Source organism: Streptomyces sp. NPDC007856 (assembly GCF_042868225.1).
Taxonomy (GTDB): Bacteria; Actinomycetota; Actinomycetes; order Streptomycetales; family Streptomycetaceae; genus Streptomyces.
Genome location: NZ_JBIAEC010000003.1, coordinates 91,963 through 114,648, shown reverse-complemented (window position 1 = coordinate 114,648; position 22,686 = coordinate 91,963). Strand labels below are relative to the sequence as shown.

Genomic DNA, 22,686 nt, shown 5'->3' with positions numbered 1-22,686 from the left:
GCACCGGGGCCGCGCGCCGTTGAAGTCGGGATCTCCGGCTCCCCTCTGCGCCGCTCGTACGAGACGAGCGGCGGAGGCAACCGGCCGCAGCGAGCGCTGCGGAGATTGAGTCGCGCTGTACCTCACACGGGGGACCCCGTGTGGCCGCCTACTTGGCCGAGGAGAGGCGGCGTGATCCCCATTCAGTTGTCAAGGAACCTGCGCTTCCTTCGTACTCACCCCGACTGAGCTGGGGCTTTCCTCCGGGCGCGCATGTACGGCAGAACCGTACGTGACACCCCGTCCGGCTTGTCTGGAGGAGTGCCTTGGCAAGAGATTGCACGAGTCGTGCTTGGAGAGTCAAGCCCCCTGGTCTAACTTGTACGGAGGAGTCGGAGGAGAGGGGATTCGGTGGCAGCACGACGCGGAATGACGAAGGCGCAGGAAATCGCCTATGAGCTGCGGGAACAGATCCAGTCCGGCAGGTTGGCGCCAGGTGAGGCCCTGCCCAGCGAATCCAAGATGATGAGTCACTACGGCTACAGCCGCGAGACCATCCGCGCTGGCGTACGGGTGCTGATCGAAGAGGGCTTGGTCGTCGCGGGACAGGGGCAGGGGAAATACGTCCGCGAGGACTACCCGCCTGTCGTGTGGAACTGGACGACTCTGGAGAGTCGGACTCGCCACGCAAACGCGGTCGAAGGGCGGACTGCCGGCGACCAGTGGGCGAGCGCGATCGCGGAGAACGGGAACGCCCCCCGTCAAGAGATCACAGTGTCGATCGTTGTGCCCCCGCCCCACGTTCGAGAGCGTCTTGGGCTTCCCGAAGACGGATTGGCAGTGGCGCGCAAGCGTGTCCGGTTCATAGACAACCGGCCCTATGCACTCGCCGACTCGTACTTCCCTCAGGAACTCGTGGTCGGCACACCCCTCATGGAGCCCCGTGACGTCTCCGCGCCTGGCGGCATTCTCGCCTCCGTGGGACTCGTGCAGGCCAAGTACGTGGACGAGATCTCAGTTCGCATGCCGACTCACCAGGAGGCGGAGCAACTCGGTCTTCCCACAGCCACTCCAGTCGCAGAGCACACCCGTACGGGCTACGACGCGGACGATCGCCCCCTCCGCTGCATGGTCACCATCCTTCCAGGAGACAGGCACAAGATCCTCTATGAAGTCAGCACGGACTGAGTACCTCCGCCCTGCAGCGGCGGAGGACGTACCCGCCCTCTTGGCCCTACGCGCGGAGGCCGAAGGGTGGCTGCGTACCAAGGGAACCGACCAGTGGAGCGACCCGGAGACCGGCGAGCGCGCTATTTCGAAGTGGCGCGCGAGCATAGATGAAGGGCGCGCATGGGTCGTCGTTGGCGAGCGTGATCAGGTGCTTGCCACTGTCAGCCGTGGTCCTGTCGACCGTGACTTTTGGACGGATGCCGACCACCCCGAAACAGCGCTGTACCTCTACAAGCTGATCGTTGCCCGAGAAGCGTCCGGCCGGCAGCTCGGAACACGGGTCATCGACTGGATGTCCCGGCTCGCCGCCTTGGAAGGGCGAACCTGGGTGCGCATCGACACGTGGCGCACGAACACCGGGCTGCACGCCTATTACGAACGGTTGGGGTTCCAGCACGTACGCACCGAGGCACCGTCCCACAGGCGCTCCGGCTGGCTCGCTCAACGTCGGGCCGGTGAGGTGGCTCTGCCGCATGACCTCTTGCCTGTGGGATCCCGCGAGGGGTGCCACGGGGACTTGACGACGCTCTCCGAAGTTCCGCACCAGAGGACGGAGGCAGCAGCCAACGACGACTTGACCAGCGGAAACGGTTCGACACCCTGACATCAACGCCTGACATCAACAGTCACGTACACCAGCACACAGCGGCGGACCCGTTCCGGTCCACCGCCCTGGGCTGACGGCGCAGAATGGCTGATCGGAGTCCAACGCATCCGGGGGCAACGCGCCTACGGATCAGAAGGTTGCAGGTTCGAATCCTGCCGAGTGCGCACAGATGAGAGGCCCCGGAGCGATCCGGGGCCTCTTGCGTTTCAGGGGCGTACGGCAACGGCATCAGCTGGTGCCGCCCATGGCGTCGGACAGCTTCCCGAGCGGGCGCGCAATTCCTCTTCGCTGGCTTCGGCGTAGGCCTCCATCGTCCGGAGCGGGATCACCCGGAGGCCGGCGCGCCGGGCCCGCAGGGCGAACATGCGGGTGAGGTCGCCCGGCTCGATCGGGGTGCCGTACTTCGTGGTGAAGATCAGTCCGCGCGTGTCCTGCCACAGCTCACCGGCCGCCTTCCGGTCCCCGGTCTGCTGGGCATGCCGCAGTCTTGGTCTCCCGGTGGAGAATCTGCCGCCCCGCGCGCTGGATCTGGTGATCCACGTACAGCTCACCGGTCTCGAAGTCGATCGACTTCCAGGTGAGGCCGAGCACCTCACCGCGCCGCAGCCCCAGGCAGAGGACCAGGACCCAGGCCGCGAAGAGCGGATCTTCCCGGGCGAGTGAATCGGCGAGGAAGCGCCCGGCCTCCGTGGAGTCGGGATAGCTGATTTCACGGCACAGGTGCTGCGCACAGTTCGTATTCCACCGGGCTACGCATGCCCAGGGCGGAGTGTCTGCGCTGCCGGTTATGGAAGATCTTCAGGTACTCGAAGAGGGCGGTGGAACTCCGGTGGACAGTTGCGGGGTATGGCGGCCTACCAGGGCTTCTGGAACGGTCAATTCTCCAGCGACCCGACTCCATCAGAACCAGGGCAGACCCCCGGCGCCGCCAGCAGTACCAGCATCAATACCCGAAGATTATATAGGTGACGATGAGTCAATAACGCCGCATGTCTGGTAACTGGCGCTTTAGGTCGGGTTTATATCTTTCCTGTCACGGAAGCCCGAGCTCAGTGTCTGCGAGACTACATGCGAATTCTGCGACTGAGATCAGGTCAGCGCCCACATCGGCCCCAAATGATCGCAGCTTCCCAAGCTGAGGCTCCGGCGCCGTGGTCCCGTACCGGCTCTCGCGGCTTGCTCTGGTCGACGGCGTCAGCGGCGTGGCTGAGCCCGGTGGGGTACAGCGAGACATACGCGCCTGATCGGTCGGCGCACCCGCCGTCGTGGCTGACTTTCGTCGGCTGAGGTTCAGACATGGGTCCGCCGCACGCCGGTGCACGCGATCAACCTGCTGCCGTCTTCGGCGAGTGGTTCAGAAGCCGTAGTCCCGTCCCAGACCTCGTGGGAACCGCCGCAGTGGAGCGCAGCCAGAGCGACCACGGACGCCTCGTCGTTGCCGACCAGGAGCCGTTCGAGTAGCTCCCGCTCCATGCCGTGACCCCCACCGGGATCCTGCTGTACAGCAGCCGCAGCAACCGGCCCCGCCCCATAGCCTCCCCCTGAGGCCGATACGCGACCTGTATGACCGTCTCCGACCGATCTCTCCAGAGCTACGGATCAGAAGGTTGCAGGTTCGAATCCTGCCGAGTGCACATGGATCAGAGGCTCTGTGGATCACTCCACAGGGCCTCTGCTTTTGCGCTGAGGGCGGGCGCGGGCGGGCGTCGGCGCGTACTCGACCGCCCGCCGGCCCGCCGCTAGGCAGCCTTGGGCCGCGTCGCACGCGTGCCCGGGGCGGGCTCCTGTGCGTCCTCGGACCAGAAGATCTCGTCTTCTCCGAAGTCCGGGGCCTGGAAGGGGGTTGTCGTCGGAGGCGGCGATAGCGCGGTGGAACGGCGGGGTTGCCCTTCCAGGGCGGAGAACAGCGACGTCGGGTCGATGAGAGGTCTGCCTTTCGTTACAGGCCCCCGATGGGGCCTGGCGTGCCGTGACCGGGCACAGGGGTCCTACAGCTTGGTCATCTTGGCGTACGGGCTCAAGATCCGCATCTGCGCCGAGCCGAAATCCACGAGGACCGCGATTCCGTCCTCGACGCCGACCACCCGGCCGAGGCCGTACACGTCATGTGTGACCTGGTCGCCCAGGGCGAAGTGCTTGGGAGCCCGTGTGACCGGGGCCTTGAAGGGACTGGTAGGAAGATGACGCTTCGGTGCCGCAGGCTTTGTCATAGCTCAGTATGAGCCTACGTGTGTCCCGCTGGCTGTGGCCGTCGGCACAGATCAGGACGGGGACAACCGCGTCACACCGCTGACCTGGTGTTTTGAGACCAGTGTTCACCTCAGTTCGCCGCCGAATCGCTCCGCGCGGAGCATGGAGAAGATCACCTGATCGTGCCACTGGCCGCCGCGCCACTGAGCGGAGCGCAGCACGCCCTCCCTGACGAAGCCCGCTTTCTCCAGCGCACGCTGCTCGGCGAGGTTGGCGCAGTCCGTCCAGGCTTGGAGCCGTTCGGCCCTGGTGTGGTCGAAGAGGTACTCGGCCAGCAGTCGCTGGGCCTGGGTGCCTATGCCGCGGCCGTGCGCGGCGGGCACCAGGCCGATCGCCAGGGTCCAGCAGGTGGAGGTGGCGGGCCGCCCCCAGGCGCTGGCGAACCACTCGACGCTGCCCACCGTCCGGCCCGCCTCCGCGACGGAGAGCATGCCGCCGTCGGGGCCGAGCAGGCCGGTCTCGGCGAACTGCCGGCGCAGGCCGGCCGGTGAACCGTAGCCGAACCACTGGTACTGGCCGGCCCCCTCCGGCCCGTTGAACTCGCGCTCGAACAGGTCGAGATCGTCGGCGGTCACCGGGCGCAGAGTGACTTCATCGGACATGGAACGACTCCTGATCCTCCGGACCAACGGGTTCGACCTCGTGTGGCCGACGTGGGCAACGGCGTCCGACTCTGCCGGTGCGCAGGCGCACAGCGCAACGACCCGTTGTCCTGCTGTGGACGTGTGCCAGCACTTGGGGTACGCACACGCAGGCTCCGCGCTGCGGAACGTCGCCGACGCAACCGACTTCGCTTCCGCTGAGACCGTGCTCCAAGCGTACTGTCTCAGCATTCCTGCAGGTCGGGAGTGGCTCGGTCGTATCGCCGACACCCTCGGCCTCATCGCCGACCGTATGCGGCCTCCCGCCCCGGTACCGCCCCGGCCCACCATGACCCCCCAGCAGCTCCTCGCCACCTGGCGGGCGAAGAGCCTGGTCGTCATCGAGGACGTGCACGCCGTCGCCGCCTACCTCGCCCCGGCGCTGGTGCGTGGGCCGGTGCACTGCCGGCTGGACGAGGTCTCGGAGCGTACGGGGCTCACGCTCGATCGGGGCCATGACTGCCTGCGCATGCTGATCAAGGGGGGGCGTGCGGCAGGCGGGGGTCGCGGCGGAAGGGGTGCCGGTGTGCGTTCCGCCGTAACCGCCCAATCCGACTGAAGGCCCGAAGTCGCAAAACGAGGTTGCGGCTTCGGGCCTTCGCGCAGCTTACGCCAGTCCGCCGCCCGGAACCCGTTGTCAGACCCGACCCATACCCTGACGAGTGATGGCACAGGTATGGAAATGCTCGGGGCTCCGCTGGTCGCCGACCGGACCGGTGCTGGTGTGGGACGGCGGGCGGCGCAGTGCGCTGCCGTGGGGGAAGCGGGTCGGATTCGCCGTGCCGGAGGGGAGCGCCCGGCACTGTGTGGGGGCGCGCGGGCATGCCTGCCCCACCCGTGCTGCCGTGCCGGCGCGGAGCACGGGCGCCCGGTGCGAGGAGTGTGCGCGGCTGGACCGGGCGCACTCCGTGGCCGCCGACACGATCGCCGACGACCCGCGGCCGTACCGGGTGTATCTGGCGTGGTTCGGGCCCGGGATGGTGAAAGTCGGGATCACCGCGGTCGAGCGGGGCTCCGCCCGGCTGCTGGAGCAGGGCGCTGTCAGTTTCAGCTGGTTGGGCACCGGCCCGCTGATGGCCGCCCGGCGCACCGAGGAGCTGCTGCGGGCCGCGCTCCAGGTGCCGGACCGGATCCCGTACGCCGAGAAGCGCGCGGTGCGGTCGGCGTTGCCGGGGACCGAGGGGGAGCGGGCGGCTGAGGTGCGGGAGCTGCATGCGCGGGCCGTGGCGCTCAGCGGATGGCCCGAGTCCCTGCGGCCCGCGCCCTGCGAAGTCACCGACCATGTGGCGGCGTTCGGGCTCGCCGGTGCTCCTTCCGCGCTCGGAGAGGTGGTGAAACTGGTCCCGGGGGGCCGGGTCAGCGGTGAGCTGGTCGCGGCCGCCGGGCCCGATCTTCATCTGGCGGTCGGCGAGCGCGGGGCCGTCGTGCTCGACACCCGGCTCATGACCGGCTGGGAGCTGGTGGCGCCGACCGCTACCGGGACTGCCGGACTCACCTTTGCGTTCCGGGAGTTCGCCCAACCGCAGGAGGGGCTGTTCTGAGGCGAAGGCAAAGACTCGGATCCCCTACGGATCCCTTTCGGCAAGGGTCGTGGACGCCGAACGGGCCCGCCCCCGACCGTGGTTGTCATGAGCGATCACACGGATGCCGCTGTACAGCCCACCTCCTCCCTCCCCGAACCCCCTTACTACGCCGCGATCTTCACCTCCCTCCGTACCGACGACGAAGCCGACGACGACCCCGACGGCTACGACCGCACCGCCGAACACCTCTCCCGTCTCGTCCGTGAAGTCCCCGGCTTCCTCGGTGAGGACTCCGCCCGTACCCCCGGCGGACTCGCCGTATCCGTCGCCTGCTTCCGGGATCTCGAAGGGGTCGAGCGCTGGCGGCGGCACCCCGAGCACCTCGCGGCCAAGCGCCGCGGCCGGGAGCGTTGGTACGAGCGGTACGTGATCCACATCGCCAGGGTCGAGCACGCGCGCGTCTTCGCGCGGGAGTGAGCGCTTCCCAGGCGCCGCCTGAGAGGTGCCTGTGTGTTTCTCAGGGAAATCACAGACTGGGGAAAGCCTCCTCTCAGAGGTCCCGGACAAGGTGCCCACCATGACCACGACCTCGCCCCAGGGGCGCACCGAACTGCTGAGGCCGGACGGGAGCCCCGTCCGCGTGCTTGTGGTGGACGACGAACTGTCGATCACCGAACTGCTGAGCATGGCTCTTCGTTACGAGGGCTGGCAGATCAGGAGTGCGGGGGACGGGCAGGGAGCCGTCCAGACCGCCCGTGAGTTCCGCCCCGACGCCGTCGTACTGGACATGATGCTGCCCGACATGGACGGGCTGACCGTCCTCGGGCGGCTGCGGCGCGAGCTGCCGGACGTGCCCGTCCTCTTCCTGACCGCCAAGGACGCGGTGGAGGACCGTATCGCCGGGCTCACGGCCGGCGGTGACGACTACGTCACCAAGCCGTTCAGCCTGGAGGAGGTCGTGGCCCGGCTGCGGGGACTCATCCGCCGGTCCGGGGCCGCCGACCGGCGCTCCGACTCCGTGCTCGTGGTCGGAGACCTGACGCTCGACGAGGACAGCCACGAGGTGTCGCGGGGCGGGGACTCCATCCATCTGACCGCCACCGAGTTCGAGCTGCTGCGCTTCCTCATGCGCAACCCTAGGCGCGTGCTCAGCAAGGCACAGATCCTGGACCGGGTGTGGTCGTACGACTTCGGCGGGCAGGCGAATGTCGTCGAGCTGTACATCTCCTATCTGCGACGGAAGATCGACGCGGGGCGGGAGCCGATGATCCACACCCGGCGTGGGGCCGGTTACCTGATCAAGCCCGCCGCCTCATGAGCAGGCGACGACGGCCGGGTCCGCGGCAACGGCAGAAGCGGCAGAAGCGACGGGCCGGACAGCCGCGCACCCTGCGGACCCGGCTCGTCGTCGCGTCGGTGGTGCTGATCGCCGTGGTGTGCGCGGTGATCGGCACGGTCACCGCGGTGGCGCTGCGCTCGCACCTGTACGGGCAGCTCGACGAGAAGGTCGGCGAAATCGCCATGCGCGCGAAGGGCGGCCGGCTGCACCCCGGCGTCACCGTGCCCGGCCTCCCCACCGACCCGGACGCCGGGGACAAGGCCACCGCCACGCCGAACGAGAAGATCGCGCGCCTCCTCACCAACGGCCCGACCCAGCCCAGCACCGTCGCGGCCTGTCTGCAGAACGGCCGGATCGCCGGCGCGGCCAAGGCGGTGCAGCTGAACGACAGCAACGGCGGCTTCCGGAAGATGGGCACCGTCAGCCTCACGGCCGCGCAGCAGCGGGCGCTCGCGGGCGTGCCGAAGGACGGGCACGCGCACACGGTCGACCTCCCGGACCTGGGGAGCTACCGCGTCCAGTACGCGGCGAGTCCCGACGGCAGCGCCACCTACTACGTCGCCCTGCCCACCAAGGACGTCGACGACAACATCGACACCCTCATCGTCGTCGAGGTCTGCGTCACCGCCGCCGGACTGCTCGCCGCCTCGCTCGCCGGATTCGTCATCGTCGGCGTGGCCACCCGCCCCCTCCGCAGGGTCGCCGCCACCGCCACCCGCGTCTCCGAACTCCCGCTGCACACCGGCGAGGTGAACCTCAGCGAGCGGGTCCCGGAGTCCGAGTGCGACCCGCACACCGAGGTCGGCCAGGTCGGTGCCGCGCTCAACCGGATGCTCGACCATGTGCACGGCGCCCTGCACGCCCGGCAGCAGAGCGAGATGCGGGTACGGCAGTTCGTCGCCGACGCCAGTCATGAACTCCGCACCCCCCTCGCCTCCATCCGGGGGTACGCGGAACTCACCAGACGCGGACGCGAACAGGTCGGCCCCGACACCCGGCACGCCCTCGGCCGGATCGAGTCCGAGGCGGGCCGTATGACCCTCCTGGTCGAGGACCTGCTCCTGCTCGCCCGCCTCGACGCCGGACGGCCGCTGCAGTTCGAGCAGACCGATCTCATCCCGCTGGTCGTCGACACGGTCAGCGACTCCCGGGCGGCCGGCATGGACCACAACTGGCGGCTCGATCTGCCCGAGGAACCCGCCCTCGTGTCCGCGGACGCGGCACGCATCCAGCAGGTGCTGGTCAATCTGCTCGGCAACGCGCGCAAGCACACGCCACCGGGTACGACCGTCACCGTGCGCGTGCAGCGGCGCGGGCCGTGGATGTGCGTCGACGTCGAGGACAACGGGCAGGGGATTCCGCCCGAGCTGCTGCCGCACGTCTTCGAGCGGTTCGCGCGCGGGGACTCCGCGAGGTCCAGGGCCACCGGCTCGACGGGCCTCGGGCTCGCCATCGTGCAGGCGGTCGCGGCCGCGCACGGGGGTGCCGTCACCGTCGACAGCGTGCCCGGGCGGACCGTGTTCACCGTGCATCTGCCCGCGCCGGCCCCCGCCGTTCCGCGGCCCGCGCCCGAAACGAACCGGCAATCGCACTCACAGCCACGGCACAGTGCCACCACATGGGTGCAACAGGGCGCTTGAGTTGAGTCGGTCCCATGCGAACCGACTCTTCTCCCGGCACCCTGCCGGCGCGGGAGCACCTCCCGGCCGGAGACGCCGGTACGCCTGTCCTGGACGTAGTGATCCCCGTCTACAACGAGGAGAAGGACCTCCAGCCGTGCGTCCGCAGACTGCACGAGCACCTCACGCGCACCTTCCCGTACGCCTTCCGCATCACGATCGCGGACAACGCGTCCACGGACACCACCCCGCTGGTGGCGGCGCGGCTGGAGGCGGAGCTCCCCGAGGTCACCAACTTCCGCCTGGAGCAGAAGGGCCGGGGACGGGCCCTGCGGACCGTGTGGTCCGCCTCCGAGGCGCCGATCCTCGCCTACATGGACGTCGACCTGTCCACCGACCTCAACGCCCTGCTGCCGCTGGTGGCCCCGCTGATCTCCGGCCACTCGGACCTGGCGATCGGCTCCCGGCTCGCCCGCGCCTCCCGGGTCGTACGCGGCCCCAAGCGGGAGTTCATCAGCCGGGCCTACAACCTCATCCTGCGCGGCTCGCTCCAGGCCCGCTTCTCCGACGCCCAGTGCGGATTCAAGGCCATCCGGCGGGATGTGGCCCAGGTGCTGCTGCCGCTGGTGGAGGACACCGGCTGGTTCTTCGACACCGAGATGCTGGTGCTCGCCGAGCGGGCGGGCCTCAGGATCCACGAGGTGCCGGTCGACTGGGTCGACGACCCGGACTCCACCGTGCACATCGTGAAGACCGCGACGGACGACCTCAAGGGCGTCTGGCGGGTCGGCAAGGCGCTGGCCACCGGTTCACTCCCGCTGGACCGGCTCACCCGGCCCTTCGGTGACGACCCGCGCGACCGCGACCTGACCAACGTGCCCAAGGGGCTGGCCCGTCAGCTCGTGGGATTCTGTGTCGTCGGCGGCCTGTCCACCCTCTTCTACCTCCTCCTCTACAGCGTCTTCCGGCAGTTCTCCGGCTCCCAGATCGCCAACGCGCTCGCCCTGCTGGTCTCCGCGGTCGCCAACACGGCCGCCAACCGCCGGCTCACCTTCGGGGTGCGCGGCCGGGGCGGCGCTGTCCGGCACCAGGCGCAGGGCCTGGTCGTCTTCGGCATCGGACTCGCCCTGACCAGTGGCTCCCTGGCCGCCCTGAACGCGGCCAGCGACCACCCGGCGCACTCCACCGAACTGGCGGTGCTCATCGCCGCCAACCTCGCGGCGACCGTCCTGCGGTTCCTGCTCTTCCGCGCCTGGGTGTTCCCGGACCGCGGCGAGTCCGGCACCGGCTCGACGGTCGTCGCCTCCCACCCCCTCTCCTCGCCGACCTACAGCACGAGCACGACCCCGCCGCACGGCACGACCGCTCCGTACGCACCGCTGCCCCAGCGCCCGGTGCCGTACCAGCAGCCGTATCCGACGGCCACCCAGGTCCGCGCCGGTGAAGCCGCGGACGGCAGCTGGAGGGACGCCACCATGCGACTGCAGCCGGTGCGCCCTCACGACACCGATCCGGGGGATCCCCGATGACCACCCAGTACGACCAGCAGCGCAGTACGACCGTGTGGGGCCCGCCCACGGGCGCTCCCCCGCACCCCCCGTCGCAGCCACACCCGCACCGGGGGGCCGGTGTGCCCGAGCAGCCGTTGCTCCGCAGACTGTGGCGCGGCCGCGCCGAGGACCCCCGCTGGGCGCGCCCGGCCTTCCTCGGCCTGCTCGCCGCGACCCTCCTGCTCTACCTGTACAACCTCAGCGCCTCCGGCTACGCCAACTCCTTCTACTCGGCGGCCGTGCAGGCGGGCAGCAAGTCCTGGAAGGCGTTCTTCTTCGGCTCGCTGGACGCGGGCAACGCCATCACCGTCGACAAGCCGTCGGCCTTCCTGTGGCCGATGGAGCTGTCGGTGCGGATCTTCGGCCTGAACTCGTGGGCGATCCTCACGCCCGAGGTGCTGATGGGCGTGGGCACGGTGGCGGTCGTGTACGCGGCCGTACGGCGCCGGTTCAGCCCCGTGGCCGGTCTGATCGCGGGCGCGGTGCTCGCGCTCACCCCCGTGGCGGCGCTGATGTTCCGGTTCGACAACCCGGACGCGATGCTGGGCCTGTTGATGGCGCTGGCCTGCTACTTCGTCGTACGCGCGGTGGCGGACGGCCGGACGAAGTGGCTGGTCGCGGCCGGGGCCGCGATCGGCTTCGCCTTCCTCGCCAAGACCCTGCAGGCCTTCCTGATCCTGCCGCCGCTGGCGATCGTCTACGCCGTGTGCGGTCCGGTGAGGCTGCGCAAGCGCCTGGCGCAGCTGGGTCTCGCGACCGTCGCGCTGGTCGTCGCCGGCGGCTGGTGGGTCGCGATCGTCGAGCTGTGGCCGGCCTCCTCCCGCCCCTACATCGGCGGTTCGCAGAACAACAGCTTCCTGGAGCTGACCTTCGGCTACAACGGCCTCGGCCGGATCAACGGCGACGAGACCGGCAGCGTCGGTGGCGGCGGCGGCGGGAACGGCTCCGGCCGCTGGGGCACCACGGGCTGGGACCGGATGTTCAACTCCGAGATCGGCGGCCAGATCTCCTGGCTGCTCCCGGCCGCGCTGGTCCTGCTGGTCGCGGGTCTCGTGGCCACCCGGAAGCTGAAGCGGACGTCGGTGACGCGGGCCTCGTTCCTGGTGTGGGGCGGCTCGCTGCTGATCACCATGGTGGTCTTCAGCTACATGGCGGGCATCTTCCACCAGTACTACACGGTGGCGCTCGCGCCCTACCTCGCGGCCGTCGTCGGCATGGGCGCCGGGCTGCTGTGGGAGCGGCGCAGGCAGACCTGGGCGTCGATCAGCCTCGCCGCCGCGCTCGTGGCCGCGTCCGTGTGGGGATACGTCCTGCTCAACCGCACCTCCAGCTATCTGCCCTGGCTGAAGTGGCTGGTGCTGATCGGCGGTCTGGCGGCCGCGCTGGGCCTGGTCTTCGCCGGCCGGATCTCCCGGCAGCTGGCCCTCGGGGCGGCGGGGGTGGGCCTGGTGGCCGCGCTCGCCGGTCCGACGGCGTACACCCTCAGCACGGTGGACTCCGCACACACCGGCTCCATCCCGACGGCCGGTCCGGCGGGCGCCAGCATGATGGGCTTCGGCGGCGGCCGGGGGCCCGGTGGGGGCTTCGGCGGCGGTATGCGCGGCGGCTTCGGCGGCGCGATGCCGGGGCAGCGGGGGCAGCGGGGGCAGCAGGGGCAGCAGGGGCAGCAGAACGGCAATGGCTTCCCCGGGGGCGGCGGCCTCGGCGGCGGCCTGCCGGGCCAGAACCAGCAACAGGGCAACGGCAACACGCAGGGCCAGGGCCGGAACGGCAACGGCTTCCCCGGCGCCGGCCGGACGGGCGAAGGCGGCATGGGCGGCGGCGGTGGCGCCGGCGGCCTGCTGAACGGCGCGAACGTCTCCTCCGCCGCCAAGCAGCTGCTGGAGAAGGACGCCGCCAAGTACACCTGGGTCGCCGCGTCCATCGGTTCCCAGAACGCGGCCGGCTACCAGCTCGCCACCGGTGACCCGGTGATGGCGATCGGCGGCTTCAACGGCACCGACCCGTCCCCGACGCTCGCGCAGTTCAAGAAGTACGCCGAGGAAGGGAAGATCCACTACTTCATCGCCGGCGGAGGCATGAGCGGTGGCATGGGCGGCAGCGGCAGCGGTACGTCGTCCCGGATCACCTCGTGGGTCGAGAGCAACTTCAAGAAGGTCACGGTCGGTTCGGCCACGTTCTACGACCTGACGCAGAAGACGAGCGGCTGACCGGCGGAACCCGGCTGACGGAAAAACGTGTCGTACACCGTATAGTGACTGCTATACGGTGTACGACACGTCTGCTTCCCAAGGCCACTGATCGGGGCGGGATGCGCCGTCGCCAACCTGGCGATGGCGCACGCCGTCATGAGCGCGATTCCTCCGGAGAAGGCGGGGGTCGGGGCCGGGATCAACGGCACCCTCGCCGAGTTCGGGAACGGTCTTGGTGTTGCCGTTCTCGGGGCTGTGCTCAGCTCTTCCGTGGCGTCCGGGGAGTCGTTGTCGGCCGGGCTCGGGGCTGGTCAGTTGGTGGGGGCGGTTGCCGTGCTGCTGGGTGGGTTCGTGGCAGCGGGGCTCTTGAAGCGGGCGGAGCGGACGGTCGCCTGAGGGCTCGGCGGTGTGGGTATGTGTGCGGCCTCGGGTTGTATGTGGTTGTTCGCGCCCACGCGGCGGTAGCCGCATACGGCTGCTGCCCCGCGCCCCTTAAGTTGGACCGGTGGCTGGAATCGAGAAAGGTGCGCCCGTGGCGAAGGACGCAGGTCGGTCGGCGCGGAGCAGTGTCTGGCTGGAGGAGAAGGCCCGCCGGAGCGGTCGTAGCGGTGGCGGGCAGCCCTCCGGGCTCGACCGTGAGCGGATCACGACGGTGTCCGTTCGGCTGCTGGACGCCGAGGGGCTGGCGAAGTTCTCCATGCGGCGGCTGGCCGCGGAGCTGAACGTCACCGCCATGTCCCTGTACTGGTACGTCGACACCAAGGACGACCTGCTCGAACTCGCCCTGGACGCGGCCTTCGGCGAGCTGCGGCTGCCGGATCCGGACGCCGAGGGCGAGGACTGGCGCGAGCAGTTGCGCGGGCTGGCCACCGAGTACCGGGCGCTGCTGGTGCGCCACCCGTGGCTGTCGCCGCTGGCGGGGCGCTACCTCAACATCGGCCCGAACTCGCTGGCGTTCTCCCGCGCGGTCCAGCGGGTCGTCCGCCGGGCGGGGCTGCCCGCGCACGGGGTGACGGGGGCGATCTCGGCGGTCTTCCAGTTCGTGTACGGCTTCGGCACGATCGAGGGCCACTTCTTCGCCCGGATCGCGGACACCGGGCTGAGTGCCGACGAGTACTACGAGCAGGCCATGGCCCTGGTGACCGAGGCCCCGGGGACCGCCGAGGTCGTCGAGGAGTCGAAGGACCTCATGGCGGCCCGCGGCGGGGACACGGTCGACGAGATGCTGGACCGCGACTTCACCTTCGCCCTGGACCTGCTGATCGCCGGCATCGAGGCGATGGTCGGCCGAGGCTGACTACTCCCCACCGCCCACCAGCCGCGCCGGAGACCCGCCGGTCGCCACCGGTCCCCACAGCTGCGGTGTCACGCGGATGGCTTCGGGGCGCTGCGCCGGACTCCGTCCGTCGGGTGGGAGCGGGCGGTGTTTATCGATCGTCGGCCAGCCGCGCCGGAAACCCGCCGGTCGCCACTGGTCCCCACCGCTGCGGTGTCACCCGGATGATGGACTTGCCCTGCTTGACCATCGCCTCCCGGTACTCGTCCCAGTCGGGGTGTTCGCCGGCGATGTTGCGGTAGTACTCGACCAGTGGTTCCACCGAGTCCGGCGCGTCGATGACCTCGGCCGTGCCGTCGATCTGGACCCAGGGGCCGTTCCATTCGTCGCTCAGGACGAGCAGGCTCACCCGCGGATCCCGTTTGGCGTTGCGGGTCTTGGCGCGCTCGGGGTAGGTGGAGACGACGATCCGTCCCGAGTCGTCGACCCCGCAGGTCAGCGGGGAGGCCTGCGGTCCGCCGTCGGCGCGGCGGGTGATCAGCAGGGCGCGGTGCCGGGGCCGTACGAAGTCCAGCAGCTCGTCCAGCGATACACGGGTGTTGGTAGCGATGTTCGGTGCCATGGGAGCAGCCTAGGGGCAGTGTGCGCCCCCGTGACTGACCCTGCCGTGCCTACGCCTGGGGCAGCGCGTCGCCCTGCACCGCCTGGATGTCCAGCTCCACCTTCAGCGTCGTACCGATCGCCGCGATGCCCGCCTGGAGTACCTGGTTGTAGTTCATCGCGAAGTCCTCGCGGCGCAGCTCGGCGGTCGCGCGGAACGCGGCGCGCGTGCCGCCCCACGGGTCCGCGCCGGTGCCGAGGTAGGCGAGGTCCAGGTCCACCGGTCGTACGACCCCGTGCATGGACAGTTCGCCGTGCACGGTCCAGCGGTCGGAGCCCGACTGGGTCAGGCCCGTCGAGCGGTAGCCGATCTCCGGGTGCTGCTCGACGTCGAGGAAGTCCGCGGACTTCAGATGCCCGTCGCGCATGCCGTTGCCCGTGTCGATGGACGCGGCCTTGATCACCGCCTCCACACGGGACTTGGTGACGTCGTCCGGGGCGATCTCGATCGTGCCGCCGAACTCGGTGAACCGCCCGTGCACGCTGGAGATCCCCAGGTGCTGGGCGACCGCGGCGACGGAGGAGTGCACCGGGTCGATGGTCCAGGGCCCGGGCGGCGGCAGCTCGGTGCCGCCCTGCCGGGCCAGGGTGACCGTGCCGACCTCGGCCCGGCCGCTGGCGGTGACGATCGCGGAGCAGGCCGCGGGCGCGTACCCGACGGCCGTCACGATCACCGTGTACGCCCCCGGCGCCAGCTCGGTGGCATCCCGTACGGCTCCCTCGGCGTCCGCCTCGGCGCGCAGCACCTGCGTGCCGGTCATGTCGGTCACCGTGACGACCGCGTGCGACACGGCCCACCCGTCTCGCGTGCGGATCTTCGCGGTCAGTCCCATCCCGTTTTCTCCCTGCAAAGCCTTACAAATCGGTCGTATGAAACCGGCCCGTGGCGCACACACGACGGTATGTGTGCCACGGGCCGGGAGTGAACTACTCGCTGGGGTGGGCGAGTTCGATGTCGTGCCCGTCGACCCCGGTGCCGGCCACGGTCAGGGCCGTCGCCACCGGCGGGTAACCGGTCGCGATGACCGTGTACTCGCCGCTGTCCAGGTCGGTGAAGGCGTACGCGCCGTCCGCACCGGTGGTGGCGGTGCCTACCACGTTGCCCGCCTGGTCGACGAGCGTCACCCGGGCGTCGGCCAGCGGGCCGTGCGGGGCCCGGACGACACCCTGCAGCTGGGCGCCGGCGTCCAGGTCGATCTCGATCCGGGTGACCCCGGTGGCGCCGATCTCGACCGGCAGGGCGCGCGGCCGGAACCCGCTCGCGTTGACGGCCAGGGTGACCGTGCCCGGCACCAGGTCGGTGAGGCCGAAGTCGCCCTGCTCGCCGGTGGCGGCGGTGGCCAGCAGGTCACCGCGGACGTCGGTGACGATCACCATGGCGCCCTTGACCGGCAGCGCGCTCCCGGCGGCCCGGACCACACCGGTCAGCCCGCTGGTGCCGCTGAGCAGGATGTCGTACGACAGCGGTTCCTCGCCCACCACGACGGTGGCGGCCTGCGGCTGGTAGCCGTCGGCGGAGGCGATCAGGACGTACGTCCCGGTGCCGGGGGCGTCGACGGAGTAGTTGCCGTCGGCCTGGGCGACCGCGCGGCCCAGCTGGCGGCCGGACAGCGAGATCAGGGTGACCGCGGCCTGCGGGACCGGGGCGCTCTCGGCGCCGCGGACGAAGCCGTGCACCGGCGTGCCGCCGCCCGTGCCGGGCTCGGCGATGGTGGCGACGGCGGTCGCCGCCGGCTGGGCGGCCGCGGCCGCGGCCGGTGCCTGGGCGGAGGTGTCGGACACGACGGGCGTGGCCCAGCTGGGCACCTGCTGCTGCGCGGGTTCCTGCACGGTGTCCTGCACAACGGTCTCCACGGGGGCGGCCGGGGCGTCGGCCTCGGCGGCCTGGGCGAGCGCACCCTTGGTCTTCAGCGGGACCTCCTTGATGAACAGGGTGATCAGGAAGGCGAGGGCGGCGAGGCAGCCGGCGATGAAGAAGACATCGGCGATGCCGTGGCCGTAGGCGCTCTCCAGCAGCGTCCGCAGCGGCGCCGGCAGCTTGCCCATGTCCGGGATGCTGTCGGTGGAGCTGGAGCCCGCCAGGGCCGCCTGGTACTTCGGGCTCAGGGCGGAGATGCCGTCCTGGACGTAGTGCGTGATCCGGTGGGACATCACCGCGCCGAGCGCGGAGACGCCGACCGCACCGCCGAGGGAGCGGAAGAAGGTGACCGTGGAGCTGGCCGATCCGAGGTCGGACGGGGCGACCTGGTTCTGCGTGGCGAGCACCAGGTTCTGCATCATCATGCCGATGCCGAGACCCAGCAGCGCCATGAAGATCGCCATCTTCCAGTACTCGGTGTCGTACCGGATGGAGCCGAGCAGGCACAGGCCGGCCGTCACCAGGACGCCACCGCTGACCAGCCACGCCTTCCAGCGGCCGGTGCGGGTGATGAACTGACCCGAGACGGTGGAGGAGACGAACAGGCCACCGATCATGGGGATGGTCATGACGCCGGACATCGTCGGGGACTTGTCCCGGGCCAGCTGGAAGTACTGGCTGAAGAACACCGTGCCGGTGAACATCGCGATGCCGACGAACAGGGAGGCGAGGGACGCCAGGGTGATGGTGCGGTTCCTGAACAGCCGCAGCGGGATGATCGGCTCACTCGCCTTGGACTCCACGAGCACGAACAGCGCGCCGAGGACGATCGAACCGCCCACCATCGCGTACGTCTGCCAGGACACCCAGTCGTACTTGTCACCGGCGAAGGTGACCCAGATCAGCAGCAGCGAGACGGCGGCCGAGATGAAGAACGCGCCGCCCCAGTCGACCTTGACCTCCCGCTTGACCACGGGCAGGTGCAGGGTCTTCTGCAGCACGATCACGGCGATGACGGCGAACGGGACACCGACGTAGAAGCACCAGCGCCAGCCCAGCCAGGAGGTGTCGGTGATGACACCGCCGAGCAGCGGGCCGCCGACGGTGGCGACGGCGAAGGTGGCGCCGAGGTAGCCGGAGTAACGGCCGCGCTCACGCGGGGAGATCATCGCGGCCATGACGATCTGGGCGAGGGCCGACAGACCGCCGACACCGATGCCCTGGACGACACGGCAGGCGATCAGCATGCCGGCGTTCTGCGACAGACCGGCGGCCATCGAGCCGAGGACGTAGATGACCAGGGCTATCTGGACGAGGGCCTTCTTGCTGTAGAGGTCGGCGAGCTTGCCCCACAGGGGAGTGGCCGCGGTCATCGACAGCAGGGCGGCGGTGACCACCCAGGTGTAGGCGGACTGACCGCCGCCGAGGTCACCGATGATGTGCGGCAGGGCGTTGGAGACGATCGTGGACGACAGGATCGCCACGAACATGCCGAGGAGGAGGCCGGACAGGGCCTCCATGATCTGCCGGTGCGTCATCGGGGCGTGGCCCGCCGCGGAGCCTCCCCCGTGCTTGGCGTGAGCCCGCACACCGGCTGGTGTGGTCGTTGCCATGGGCTTCCTTCTCTTACGTGCTTGCGGGTGTACGGGTGGTCTCTTCGACTACGGGGGCGGCTGCGGCGGCCGGGAACCGGACCGGGACGGACCGGCAGTCGCCGAAGGACGCGCGCAGGCGGGTCATCAGCCGGATCAGCTGGGCCACCTCGTCGTCGGTCCAGTCGGCGAGCCGCTCGGCGAGCAGATGCGTGGTCCGCCGGGACAGCTCCCGGAGCTCCGCCAGGCCCGTGGGCGTCAGGCGCAGGATGCGCGAGCGCTTGTCCGCCGGGTCCGGGTGCCGCTCGATCCAGCCGCGCGCGGCGACGTGCGCGACATGCCGGCTGGTGACCGACATGTCCACGGCGAGCAGCTCCGCGAGCTTGCTCATGCGCATGTCTCCGTGGCGGCCGAGCAGGGTCAGCACGGCGGCCGATCCGGCCGGGCATTCGGGCGGCAGTATCCGCCCCATGTCCCGTTTCACGGCTCCGACGGCGCTGAGCTGACGCGCCAGCTCTTCGAACTGCGCCTGCTCGGCCATCACACCTCCCGCATTCGTTGCTTGAGGCAACCTTAGGTCTGTTTGGTTGCTGCAGGCAAATAAATGAGGGGTCCTGCGGCGTAAAAACTTGACAAAGGCAAGTATTGCAACCGTAAACATGCAGGTAGGTGCGGGTGGGGTGCCCCTGTCTGTCCCGGTGGCCCCCCACTTGGGCGGCCCGGCCCGTCTTCGCTAAGGTCTCGGGCCATGGCTAACACCCAGGGCCCCCAGGGCAATTACGACCCCGCCGGCAGCACCCAGATGTTCCGCGCGTTCGTGGACGAGGCCCCCCAGGGCCGACAGCAGCAGCCGGCCGCCACGTCCTCCGGCCCCCGTATCGGCCTGATCATCGGTGTCGTCGTGGCTATCGCCGTGGTGGCGGGTGTGGCCTGGCTGGCGCTGAAGTAGGACCGCCGTCAGGCGATCACTTCCACTGGACGGACACGTCCCGCGTCTCGATGTGCATGCCGAGCGGCACACGCCAGGCGTCGACGCACACCGTCCAGGTGTGGTCCTCGTGCGCGCCCGGTGCGATCGGCACGGGAAGGCCGACCGTCGAGTCGACCGTCCCCCAGTCGATGCCGAGCGCGCCGATGACGTGCGTCCCGAAGGTCACGGACCCCGATCGCACCGCCGTGCCCCCAGAGTTGTGGAAGCCGACGGTCACCTTCTGACACCAGCGCTGGTCCGTCGCCCCGGTCGTCGGGGTGCCCCAGGAGAGTTCGGCGGGGGTGGCGGGCTCGCCCTGGCCGCGCGTGGGGCCGGGGGTGGGACCGGGCGAGGTGGCGGACGGTGTCGTACGACTGTCCGTGCCGGTCGGGCCGGGAGTGGCGGGGGAGCCGTCACCGCCGGGGGCGGTGGAAGCCTGCTCCGGAGCGTCCGGGCTGCCCGAGGTGCCGGTGCTGCCCGAAGTCGCGGCCGCGTCAGGTGGGTTACGGCGGCTCCCGCTCGTGCCGCCGCCTGTGTCGAGCGGCGCCAGGGTCACGGATCCCGTCGGGCCGACGGAGCCCGGTCCGCGCTGTCCCGAGCCGACCGCGACATATCCGCCGCCCGGGCCATGGCCCCCGCACGCGGCAAGCACCCCGCCCAGGACGACGACGACCGCCGACGCTGCCGTAACGGCGCCTCGGCGGCCACGTGTCCATGTCGTCGTACGAAGCATCGGGCCATGGTGGCTGACGCCTCGTCAGATAGAAAGGGTCCTGACGGGACCAGCGCCCCGCAGGGGCCGGTACACGGTCAGTCGGAGATCAGGCCCTCCCGCAGCTGCGCCAGCGTCCGGGTCAGGAGGCGTGAGACGTGCATCTGGGAGATGCCGACCTCCTCGCCGATCTGGGACTGGGTCATGTTGGCGAAGAAGCGGAGCATGATGATCCGGCGCTCGCGGGGCGGGAGCTTGGCCAGCAGGGGCTTCAGGGACTCGCGGTACTCCACGCCCTCCAGGGCCGTGTCCTCGTAGCCGAGGCGGTCGGCCAGGGAGCCCTCACCGCCGTCGTCCTCGGGGGCCGGTGAGTCGAGGGAGGACGCGGTGTAGGCGTTGCCGACCGCGAGGCCGTCGACCACGTCCTCCTCGGAGACGCCGAGCACGGCGGCCAGTTCCGTCACCGTCGGGGAGCGGTCCAGCTTCTGGGACAGCTCGTCGCTGGCCTTGGTGAGGGCCAGGCGCAGCTCCTGCAGGCGGCGCGGGACGCGGACGGACCACGAGGTGTCGCGGAAGAAGCGCTTGATCTCGCCCACGACCGTCGGCATGGCGAAGGTCGGGAACTCCACGCCCCGTTCGCAGTCGAAGCGGTCGATCGCCTTGATCAGGCCGATGGTGCCGACCTGGACGATGTCCTCCATCGGCTCGTTGCGGGAGCGGAAGCGCGCGGCCGCATAGCGGACCAGCGGCAGATTCAGCTCGATCAGGGTGTCCCGGACGTAGGCCCGTTCGGGGCTGTCCTCGCCGAGCGTGGCGAGCCGCAGGAACAGGGAGCGGGACAGGGTGCGGGTGTCGATGTCCCCCGCGGCCGGCGGAGCCGGCAGGTCGGCGGCCGCCGGGGCGGTCGGGGACGGCGCGGCGTCGAGGGCCGTGACGCCCTCGATGCCGTCGAGGACGTCGAGAGCGTCGAGCTCCTTGGGCGCTGCCTCGCTCGTCGCGGGCGTCAGCACCTTCGAGCTGCCCTGGTCTGCGGACATGCCACCCCCTTTGGGTCGCGGGACGGTCGTGGCGGCGCCGTTCTTGCGAGCAGCGCAGCCTTCACCTGAATACCGGCGCCGAAGGCCCGGCAAACGCGTCTCCCGCAGAATGTCACATGTCGGCAACACGCTGTAGTGACATGTCGACATGTGAGAAGTGAATCGGCCCTGGAAAGACGGGGTCTGACGCTTTTCGGGGACCCAGCTGTCGGCATCTGCGCTGGTGAGCGATTCGCTCTCGGTGGTGATGCATCGATCGGGCTTGCGATGCAGGGGGTGATCCCGTGTGTGCTTCCGTGCGCCTGCTGTGCTCCGCCCCGGGAGCTTCTACGCGTCGATGCGATTCGCCGAGCGCAGTCGCTGGAAGCTGCGGGCGAGAAGCCGGGAGACGTGCATCTGGGAGACGCCGAGTTCCGCGCTGATCTGCGACTGGGTGAGATTGCTGTAGTAGCGCAGGAGAAGGATTCGCTGTTCTCGTTCCGGGAGTTGGACGAGGAGATGGCGGACCAGGTCGCGGTGTTCGACGCCGTCCAGGGCCGGGTCCTCGTAGCCGATGCGGTCCAGCAGTCCGGGCAGTCCGTCGCCCTCCTGGGCGGCCTCCAGCGAGGTGGCGTGGTACGAGCGTCCCGCTTCGATGCAGCTCAGCACCTCCTCCTCACTGATCCTGAGCCGATCGGCGATCTCGGCGGTGGTCGGGGAGCGGCCGTAGAGCGTGGTGAGGTCCTCGGTGGCGCTGTTGACCTGGACCCACAGCTCGTGCAGCCGGCGCGGTACGTGGACGGTGCGGACGTTGTCCCGGAAGTAGCGCTTGATCTCGCCGACCACGGTCGGCATGGCGAAGGTGGGGAACTGCACGCCCCGGTCCGGGTCGAACCGGTCGATGGCGTTGATCAGGCCGATGGTGCCGACCTGGACCACGTCCTCCATGGGCTCGTTGCGGGAGCGGAAGCGGGCGGCGGCGTAGCGCACGAGCGGGAGGTTCGCCTCGATCAGCGCCCCGCGCACGCGGTGGTGCTCCGGCGTACCAGGGGTGAGGTCCTTCAGCTCGGCGAAGAGCACCTGGGTGAGGGCTCGTGTGTCGGAACCGCGCCGCTTCTCGGGGCCCACGGGAGCGGTGGCGGGGGCAGGCGGGGCCGCCTCCTCCTGGGGCGGCGCAGTACTGGCCGACACGGTCAACGCCACCTCTTCGTCGCTCAATGATCGGTCAAAAGCGGTCATAGCATCACAAGACATGTGCACTGTGTGCAAGCACCGCATTACCCCGTGTTGTGTTCAAACTCCAACAAGTTGGGGATTAAGACGCACGAAAGCCCCCCACCGTTGCGGCGGGGGGCTCCCGGGCGGAAGTGTTCAGAATTCGTAGTCGGCGATCACCCACGTGGCGAACTCGCGCCACATCGCGACGCCCGCCTGGTGGGCCGGATGCTCCAGATAGCGCTGGAGGGCGTCGGTGTCCTCGACCGCCGAGTTGATCGCGAAGTCGTAGGCGACCGGCCGGTCGCTGATGTTCCAGGCGCACTCCCAGAAGCGCAGCTCCGCGATCTGGCCGCCGAGGGCCCTGAAGGCCTCCGCGCCCGCCACGACCCGCGGATCGTCGCGCTCGACGCCCTCGTTGAGCTTGAAGAGGACCAGGTGGCGGATCATGGAATGT

The 22,686-nt window shown here is 69.9% G+C and carries 22 protein-coding genes and 2 pseudogenes; 12 read left to right on the top strand and 12 right to left on the bottom strand.

The annotated features are described in order from the left end of the window. The first annotated feature begins 390 nt into the window (after positions 1-390). Both ACFYOH_RS08575 and ACFYOH_RS08570 read left to right on the top strand, forming a co-directional pair. Positions 391-1,167 carry a GntR family transcriptional regulator gene (locus ACFYOH_RS08575; RefSeq protein ID WP_388622522.1) on the top strand — a complete coding sequence of 259 codons (777 nt, stop codon included), beginning with the start codon at positions 391-393 and terminating at the stop codon, positions 1,165-1,167. Next, complete coding sequence (locus ACFYOH_RS08570) at positions 1,148-1,813, top strand: GNAT family N-acetyltransferase (RefSeq protein WP_388622520.1); 666 nt, start codon at positions 1,148-1,150, stop codon at positions 1,811-1,813. The genes ACFYOH_RS08575 and ACFYOH_RS08570 overlap by 20 nt, the downstream gene beginning before the upstream one ends. A gap of 231 nt (positions 1,814-2,044) precedes the next feature. Here ACFYOH_RS08570 and ACFYOH_RS08565 read toward each other — a convergent pair. The 4 genes and pseudogenes from ACFYOH_RS08565 to ACFYOH_RS08550 form a co-directional block, all read right to left on the bottom strand. Beyond that, positions 2,045-2,503 (bottom strand): annotated as a pseudogene (locus tag ACFYOH_RS08565) (site-specific integrase); the annotation flags it as partial. A 22-nt stretch (positions 2,504-2,525) separates the two neighbouring features. Continuing rightward, positions 2,526-2,717, bottom strand: a complete 192-nt coding sequence (locus ACFYOH_RS08560; RefSeq protein ID WP_388622518.1) for an IS3 family transposase — start codon at positions 2,715-2,717, stop codon at positions 2,526-2,528. A gap of 1,087 nt (positions 2,718-3,804) precedes the next feature. After that, positions 3,805-4,026, bottom strand: a complete 222-nt coding sequence (locus tag ACFYOH_RS08555; RefSeq protein WP_388622517.1) for a hypothetical protein — start codon at positions 4,024-4,026, stop codon at positions 3,805-3,807. 105 nt (positions 4,027-4,131) lie between these two features. After that, positions 4,132-4,668, bottom strand: coding sequence for a GNAT family N-acetyltransferase (locus tag ACFYOH_RS08550; RefSeq protein WP_388622515.1), 537 nt, complete (start codon positions 4,666-4,668; stop codon positions 4,132-4,134). Between the two features lie 205 nt (positions 4,669-4,873). Here ACFYOH_RS08550 and ACFYOH_RS08545 point away from each other — a divergent pair, with 205 nt between their 5' ends. The 9 genes and pseudogenes from ACFYOH_RS08545 (at position 4,874) to ACFYOH_RS08505 (ending at position 14,227) form a co-directional block, all read left to right on the top strand. After that, complete coding sequence (locus ACFYOH_RS08545) at positions 4,874-5,266, top strand: hypothetical protein (protein ID WP_388622513.1); 393 nt, start codon at positions 4,874-4,876, stop codon at positions 5,264-5,266. Positions 5,267-5,372: 106 nt separating this feature from the next. Continuing rightward, entirely contained in the window at positions 5,373-6,248 is an 876-nt protein-coding gene (locus ACFYOH_RS08540; RefSeq protein WP_388622511.1) for a DUF2797 domain-containing protein, read from the top strand. An 87-nt stretch (positions 6,249-6,335) separates the two neighbouring features. Further along, the gene (locus ACFYOH_RS08535) at positions 6,336-6,707 is read left to right on the top strand and encodes an antibiotic biosynthesis monooxygenase family protein (protein WP_388622509.1); all 372 of its coding nucleotides are present in this window, start codon (positions 6,336-6,338) and stop codon (positions 6,705-6,707) included. A 100-nt stretch (positions 6,708-6,807) separates the two neighbouring features. After that, on the top strand, positions 6,808-7,548 hold the full coding sequence (locus ACFYOH_RS08530) for a response regulator transcription factor (RefSeq protein ID WP_388622507.1): 741 nt from the start codon (positions 6,808-6,810) through the stop codon (positions 7,546-7,548). Then, complete coding sequence (locus ACFYOH_RS08525; RefSeq protein WP_388622505.1) at positions 7,545-9,209, top strand: ATP-binding protein; 1,665 nt, start codon at positions 7,545-7,547, stop codon at positions 9,207-9,209. The genes ACFYOH_RS08530 and ACFYOH_RS08525 overlap by 4 nt, the downstream gene beginning before the upstream one ends. Positions 9,210-9,223: 14 nt before the next feature. Beyond that, on the top strand, positions 9,224-10,717 hold the full coding sequence (locus ACFYOH_RS08520) for a glycosyltransferase (RefSeq protein WP_388622503.1): 1,494 nt from the start codon (positions 9,224-9,226) through the stop codon (positions 10,715-10,717). After that, positions 10,714-12,948, top strand: a complete 2,235-nt coding sequence (locus ACFYOH_RS08515) for a glycosyltransferase family 39 protein (RefSeq protein ID WP_388622501.1) — start codon at positions 10,714-10,716, stop codon at positions 12,946-12,948. Before ACFYOH_RS08520 ends, ACFYOH_RS08515 begins: the two co-directional genes overlap by 4 nt. Positions 12,949-13,035: 87 nt before the next feature. After that, a pseudogene (locus ACFYOH_RS08510) lies at positions 13,036-13,326 on the top strand (MFS transporter); the annotation flags it as partial. A 136-nt stretch (positions 13,327-13,462) separates the two neighbouring features. Continuing rightward, positions 13,463-14,227 carry a TetR/AcrR family transcriptional regulator gene (locus tag ACFYOH_RS08505; RefSeq protein WP_388622499.1) on the top strand — a complete coding sequence of 255 codons (765 nt, stop codon included), beginning with the start codon at positions 13,463-13,465 and terminating at the stop codon, positions 14,225-14,227. Positions 14,228-14,357: 130 nt separating this feature from the next. On the opposite strand, the gene ACFYOH_RS08500 is transcribed toward ACFYOH_RS08505, so the two are convergent. The 4 genes from ACFYOH_RS08500 to ACFYOH_RS08485 form a co-directional block, all read right to left on the bottom strand. Beyond that, positions 14,358-14,828, bottom strand: coding sequence for a PPOX class F420-dependent oxidoreductase (locus ACFYOH_RS08500; protein WP_388622497.1), 471 nt, complete (start codon positions 14,826-14,828; stop codon positions 14,358-14,360). A gap of 49 nt (positions 14,829-14,877) precedes the next feature. Further along, complete coding sequence (locus ACFYOH_RS08495; protein ID WP_388622495.1) at positions 14,878-15,699, bottom strand: YceI family protein; 822 nt, start codon at positions 15,697-15,699, stop codon at positions 14,878-14,880. A gap of 94 nt (positions 15,700-15,793) precedes the next feature. Next, on the bottom strand, positions 15,794-18,337 hold the full coding sequence (locus ACFYOH_RS08490) for an MFS transporter (RefSeq protein ID WP_388622493.1): 2,544 nt from the start codon (positions 18,335-18,337) through the stop codon (positions 15,794-15,796). A 13-nt stretch (positions 18,338-18,350) separates the two neighbouring features. After that, positions 18,351-18,857 (bottom strand): MarR family winged helix-turn-helix transcriptional regulator, encoded by a 507-nt coding sequence (locus tag ACFYOH_RS08485; RefSeq protein WP_388622491.1) that lies wholly within the window; start codon positions 18,855-18,857, stop codon positions 18,351-18,353. Positions 18,858-19,064: 207 nt separating this feature from the next. On the opposite strand from ACFYOH_RS08485, the gene ACFYOH_RS08480 reads away from it, so the two are divergent. After that, a complete protein-coding gene (locus ACFYOH_RS08480; protein ID WP_388622489.1) occupies positions 19,065-19,265 on the top strand; it encodes a hypothetical protein in 201 nt (66 codons plus the stop codon). Between the two features lie 16 nt (positions 19,266-19,281). Here the strand turns inward: ACFYOH_RS08480 and ACFYOH_RS08475 are convergent, their stop codons facing one another. From ACFYOH_RS08475 to ACFYOH_RS08460, 4 genes are all read right to left on the bottom strand, one after another. Next, on the bottom strand, positions 19,282-19,842 hold the full coding sequence (locus ACFYOH_RS08475) for a hypothetical protein (protein ID WP_388622487.1): 561 nt from the start codon (positions 19,840-19,842) through the stop codon (positions 19,282-19,284). A gap of 254 nt (positions 19,843-20,096) precedes the next feature. Beyond that, entirely contained in the window at positions 20,097-21,035 is a 939-nt protein-coding gene (locus ACFYOH_RS08470; RefSeq protein WP_388622485.1) for an RNA polymerase sigma factor SigF, read from the bottom strand. A gap of 327 nt (positions 21,036-21,362) precedes the next feature. Next, positions 21,363-22,211 (bottom strand): RNA polymerase sigma factor SigF, encoded by an 849-nt coding sequence (locus tag ACFYOH_RS08465; protein ID WP_388623822.1) that lies wholly within the window; start codon positions 22,209-22,211, stop codon positions 21,363-21,365. 174 nt (positions 22,212-22,385) lie between these two features. Further along, the gene (locus tag ACFYOH_RS08460; RefSeq protein ID WP_388622483.1) at positions 22,386-22,679 is read right to left on the bottom strand and encodes a Dabb family protein; all 294 of its coding nucleotides are present in this window, start codon (positions 22,677-22,679) and stop codon (positions 22,386-22,388) included. Between the last annotated feature and the right edge of the window lie 7 nt (positions 22,680-22,686).